The following is a 5,497-nucleotide window of genomic DNA, read 5'->3' as shown; positions in this document are numbered from 1 at the left end:
CCGGCAGGACCCGGCCCCTCGGCCGTGCTGATGCTCAGCGGGTCAGCGCTCTACCTCGCCGGCGATGAACTCCTCCACGGCCTGGTGGGCGTCGTGGTCGGCGTACTGCACCGGCGGGGACTTCATGAAATACGACGAGGCCGACAGGATCGGGCCGCCGATCTTCCGGTCCAGGGCGATCTTCGCGGCACGGACCGCGTCGATGATGACGCCGGCCGAGTTCGGCGAGTCCCAGACCTCGAGCTTGAGCTCCGCGTTGAGCGGGGTGTCGCCGAACGAGCGGCCCTCCAGGCGGATGTACGCCCACTTGCGGTCGTCCAGCCACGGCACGTGGTCCGACGGGCCGATGTGCACGTCGCTCTTGCTCATCTCGTGCGGGATCTGCGAGGTGACCGACTGGGTCTTCGAGATCTTCTTCGAGACCAGGCGGGTGCGCTCCAGCATGTTCATGAAGTCCATGTTGCCGCCGAAGTTGAGCTGGTACGTGCGCAGCAGCTCGACGCCGCGGTCCTCGAAGAGCTTCGCGAGGGCGCGGTGCACGATGGTGGCGCCGACCTGGCTCTTGATGTCGTCACCGACGATCGGCAGGCCCGCGTCGGTGAACTTCTGGGCCCACTCCGGGTCGGAGGCGATGAAGACCGGCAGGGCGTTGACGAACGCGCAGCCGGCGTCGATCGCGGCCTGGGCGTAGAACTTGGCGGCCTGCTCGGAGCCGACCGGGAGGTAGCAGACGACGACGTCGACCTGCGCGTCGCGCAGCGCCTGCGTCACGTCGACGGGGGCGGCGTCGGACTCCTCGATGATCTCGCGGTAGTACTGGCCCAGACCGTCGAAGGTCGGACCGCGCTGCACGGACACGCCGGTCGGCGGCACGTCGCAGAGCTTGATGGTGTTGTTCTCGCTGGCGACGATCGCCTCCGCGAGGTCCATGCCCACCTTCTTGGCGTCCACGTCGAATGCCGCGACGAACTCCACGGCGTTGACGTGGTAGTCGCCGAAGGCGACATGCATGAGACCCGGGACGCGGTCGTTCGGGTCGGCGTTCCGGTAGTACTCGACGCCCTGAACCAGGGACGAGGCGCAGTTACCCACACCGACGATGGCGACGCGGACGGAGCCCATAGCGTCTGCCTCCTTCTTTTCTGTCACGGCCGCTCTTTCCTGGTCTCTCCAGGTGGAGGCGGGCTGTTGTCTTCTCGTCGGCCACCGGCCGTCCCGTGCGGGACCGTCGGGGCTCGGCCGGAGCGCTCGTTGGCGATGAGCTCCTCCAGCCAGCGGACCTCACGCTCACAGGCGTCCAGGCCGTGGCGCTGCAGTTCCAGGGTGTAAGCGTCGAGGCGCTCGGCCGCCCGGCCCAGCACGTCGCGAAGCCCTTCGCGACGTTCCTCGATCTTGCGGCGGCGACCCTCCAGAATGCGGAGGCGGGTCGCCTGGTCGGTCCGGGCGAAGAACGCGAAGTGCACACCGAAACCCGTGTCGTCGTAGGTCTCGGGCCCAGCCTGTGCGATCAGCTGGGCGAAGCGTTCCTTGCCCTCCGCGGTGATTTTGTAGACCACCCGACCACGTCGGCTGGTCAGCGCGGGAACCTCCTCGGCGGTGGCGGGCGTCTCGGCAGCTTCGGTGATCCATCCCGCCGCCTGCAACCTGCGCAGGGTCGGGTAGAGCGAGCCGTAGCTGATCGCCGCCCGGATCGCGCCGAGTTTGGCGGTCAGCTCCTTGCGCAGCTCATAGCCGTGCATCGGAGACTCCTGCAGGAGGCCGAGGATGGCGAATTCGAGCACGAGCCACCCTCTCTTTACCCTCCGGCGCGGAGCGGTAACCGCCGCGATGTATCGGACCGATACATCGCACGTTAGCGGGTCGCGTGGGCCAGGGCAAACCCGGTTCCGGGGTCTCGTCGTCACGGATCGTGACCGTGGTCGCCTCGTCGGGCCGGACCGCGTACCCTTCTCCGCATGCGTACGCAGCGCCAGGTCGTCGACTACTCGCTACAGAAGCGAGCGGTGCTGCGTGAGCTCCTGGCCGGCCGGGTCGGCACGTACGACGTCTGCGACGCGTCGCCGTACCTGAAGAACGCTGCCCGGTTCCACGGTGAACCGACCGACCGCCGCTGCCCCATCTGTCGCAGCGAGAACCTGACCCTCGTCCACTACATTTACGGGGACGAACTCAAGCAGTCCGCCGGACAGGCCCGCACACTGGCCGAGTTGCCCGTGCTGGCGATGACGCTACGTGAGTTCCAGGTCTTCGTGGTGGAGGTGTGCCTCGGCTGTGACTGGAACCATCTCGTCGAGCAGTACCTGCTCGGCCGGGACGGTCTCACGGGTGACGGCGACGGTGCTGGCGCTGGCGAACAGAACGCGGCGGGCGCCGAAGGCGCGGGTCGGCGGAGGCGAGAGGCGCAACGGTGATCTCAGTTGGTTCGACCGGCCCCGGGGCTGTGGACATGACCCGGGACGGCCGACCAATCGTTGGTCCGATTGGCCCGATTGATACAGCAATGACCTTGGCGAGCCGGCACCCCCGTGCCGGCGTCCCGGGTGAAGCAACTCACGGCAACCCGGTGGCGGCGCAGTCGCGCTCCACCGCGACCGGCAGGGTGTGAAGAATGAACTCGTACGGCGATCCCAGTTCTGCGCGTGGGCGGGCCCAGTACCCGGGCCCGAACGGCGACCCCGGACCGGGCGCGGACGACGCGTACCGCCGACCCGGCGGTGACTCCCGCGCGGGCGGCTGGTCCGCCTCGGAGCCTGCGGCGCCCCCCGGCCGTGCCTCGGTGACACCGCCGGCAGCGGGCGGTCGCGCGTCGGTGGGCGGTTCGGCTGCCGTGCCGCCGCGCGGCGGTGCCGCGGCCGGGTCCGCATCGGTGGGCTCGGCCACGCCGGGCCGGAGCGGCCGTGCCTCGGTGCCCGTGTCGCCGGCGCCGGGTGTGGCCGCGGGCCGTGCCGGCGCGGGCCGGGCCTCTGTTCCGGTGTCCCCGGCGCCGGGCGCGCCCGCAGGTCGGGCGCGGGTCGGCACCGCCGCCGTCGGCGCCGCCTCGGCGGGCCGGGCCAGCGTCGGTTCCGCGTCGGTGGGTGGCCGTGCCGCGGTGGCCCGGGCGAGCGTCTCGCCGGTCTCCGGCGGACCGGGCGGCCCCGGAGGCCCCGGCGGACCGAACGGTCCGGGTCGCGGTGGCCGGGGCGGTCGCGGCGCGGGTGACCCGGCGGGGGCGGCTCGGGCCAAGAAGCGCAAGCGGATGAACCTGCTGATCGCCGGGTTCGCCGTCTTCATCATGCTCGCTGGCGTCGGTGTGGTCGGGTTCACCTACTACTCGACGAACGTCGTCATGCCCAACGAGTTGCCGCTGCCGCTGTCCACCACCGTGTACGCCAAGGACGGCAAGACCACGCTCGCCAAGCTGGGCAGCGAGAACCGCACCTTCGTCACCATCAACCAGATTCCGGAGCACGTGCAGCACGCGGTGGCGGCAGCCGAGGACCGGAACTTCTACCGGCACTCGGGCGTCGACTACAAGGGCATCGTCCGGGCCGCGTGGAACAACGTCTCCAACGGTGACAAGCAGGGCGCCTCGACGATCACGCAGCAGTACGCCCGCAACGCGTTCGAGAATCTCCAGGATGACACGTACGGCCGCAAGGTGAAGGAGGCCATCCTCGCCTCCAAGCTGAACGACGCGTACAGCAAGCCGGAGATCATGCAGCACTACCTCAACGTCATCTACTTCGGACGCGGCGCGTACGGCATCGAGGCGGCGGCACAGACGTACTTCGGCAAGTCGGCGATCAAGCTGACCCCCGCCGAGGGCGCGGTCCTGGCTGCATTGATCAAGCAGCCGGTCGCGACCGACACCCACAAGGGTTACGACCCGGCGGTCAACCCGACCGACGCCAAGACCCGGTGGGACTACGTGATCGACGGGATGAAGAAGGAGAAGTGGCTGGACCCCGCCACCCCGATCGAATACCCGAAGGTGCTGCCACCGAAGAAGGGCGGCAACGGCTTCGGCGTCGACACCCCCCGGGGCAACGTCATCAACTACGTCCGTCAGGAGATGGACGCGATGGGCCTCTGCTCCGACACCGGCGCGGAGGGCAAGACGAGCTGTGTCGACGCGCTGCGGGACGGCGGCTACCGGATCACCACGACCATCGATCCGAAGCTCCAGACGGCCGCCGAGAACGTCGCCATGCAGTCGAAGAAGGGCTCGGAGCTCAACGACCAGCCCAAGAACTTGATGGCGGCGGTGGTCTCGATCGACCCCAAGAAGGGCCGCGTACTCGCGTACTACGGCGGTGACAGCGGTGCCGACTTCGACTACGCCGGCAAGAATATCGACAAGAACGGCGACCTGACTGGTGGTCACCCGCCGGGCTCCTCGATGAAGGTCTACACCCTCGCCGCCGCGATCGAGGCCGGCATCTCCGTCAAGTCGCACTGGGACCCCACGCCGTACAAGCCCGAGGGTTCCAAGGACCCGATCGGTAACGCCGGCCGGACCAACCTCAAGTGCGGCAAGTACTGCACCCTCGAAGAGTCGACGGTCCAGTCGTACAACGTGCCCTTCTACTGGGTCGCCGACACCATCGGCGCCGACAAGGTCGTCGACATGGCCCGGAAGGCCGGCGTGACCACCATGTGGGACGTCAACCCACCGCGGGCCTACGACCTGTCGAAGAAGGAGAAGAACCCGTTCGACAACTACACCGGTTTCGGCAAGTACCCGCTCACCGTGTTCGACCACGCGAACGCGATGGCGACGTTCGCCAACGACGGCAAGTACATCAAGGCGCACTTCGTCATCAAGGTGGAGCAGCAGGACAAGGACACCGGTAAGTGGAAGGTCGTCGGCAGCGAGCGCATCAAGCCTGAGCAGCGGATCGACAAGAAAATCACCGATGAGGTGACCGGCGTCCTCAAGCAGATTCCCGCCCCCAACCATCTCTCGCTCGAAGACGGCCGTCAGGCCGCCGCCAAGACGGGCACCTGGGAGTACGACGACAAGGACAACGCCCACGCGTGGACGGTCGGGTACACCCCGCAGATTGCCACCGCCGTCTGGGTGGGTAGCCGGGACCCGAAGAAGCCGCAGATCCGTCTCGCCAATGGCAAGGACATCGGTGGCTCGACGCTGCCCGGTCCTATCTGGGAGAAGTACATGAACACCGCGCTCAAGGGCCAGGAGGAGATTCCCCTGCCCACCGTCACCGGCGAGGGCGACGTCACGAAGGGCAACGGCAAGGAGGCGCCGCCACCGCCGCCGCCGACCGTTCCGGGTCAGCCCGGCGGCCAGCCCGGTGGGCCGGGGGCACCCTGTGACCCGCTGACCAACCCGTTCTGCCCACGTACCGAGGGCAACCCCGGCGGCAACGGCCCCGGCGGCCCTGGCGGCCCCGGGAACGGCGGAAACGGCGGTGGTCTGCTGCCCGGCCTGCCACCAACCACACGGGACTGACCCGCACCACGCATGACGCCGCCGCCGGCCGGACGAGTCGTCCGG

The 5,497-nt window shown here is 68.8% G+C and carries 4 protein-coding genes; 2 read left to right on the top strand and 2 right to left on the bottom strand.

Features of this window, described 5'->3' with window-relative positions; translation table 11 throughout:
- Positions 1-42 precede the first annotated feature (42 nt).
- Both AB0J68_RS26000 and AB0J68_RS25995 read right to left on the bottom strand, forming a co-directional pair.
- Entirely contained in the window at positions 43-1,122 is a 1,080-nt protein-coding gene (locus AB0J68_RS26000) for an inositol-3-phosphate synthase (RefSeq protein ID WP_355133873.1), read from the bottom strand.
- A gap of 23 nt (positions 1,123-1,145) precedes the next feature.
- Complete coding sequence (locus AB0J68_RS25995; RefSeq protein WP_354862695.1) at positions 1,146-1,781, bottom strand: PadR family transcriptional regulator; 636 nt, start codon at positions 1,779-1,781, stop codon at positions 1,146-1,148.
- Between the two features lie 174 nt (positions 1,782-1,955).
- Here AB0J68_RS25995 and AB0J68_RS25990 point away from each other — a divergent pair, with 174 nt between their 5' ends.
- Together AB0J68_RS25990 and AB0J68_RS25985 are read left to right on the top strand one after the other, a co-directional pair.
- On the top strand, positions 1,956-2,411 hold the full coding sequence (locus AB0J68_RS25990) for a DUF5318 domain-containing protein (RefSeq protein WP_354862693.1): 456 nt from the start codon (positions 1,956-1,958) through the stop codon (positions 2,409-2,411).
- Positions 2,412-2,608: 197 nt separating this feature from the next.
- Positions 2,609-5,452: a transglycosylase domain-containing protein gene (locus tag AB0J68_RS25985; RefSeq protein ID WP_363940829.1), complete on the top strand. Its 2,844-nt coding sequence runs from the start codon at positions 2,609-2,611 to the stop codon at positions 5,450-5,452.
- Positions 5,453-5,497: the final 45 nt, after the last annotated feature.

It is taken from the genome of Micromonospora sp. NPDC049580 (genome assembly GCF_040675595.1).
In the GTDB taxonomy this organism is placed as follows: Bacteria; Actinomycetota; Actinomycetes; order Mycobacteriales; family Micromonosporaceae; genus Micromonospora.
Note: the sequence above shows the minus strand (reverse complement) of the source record. Positions and strands in the feature narration are given on the sequence as shown.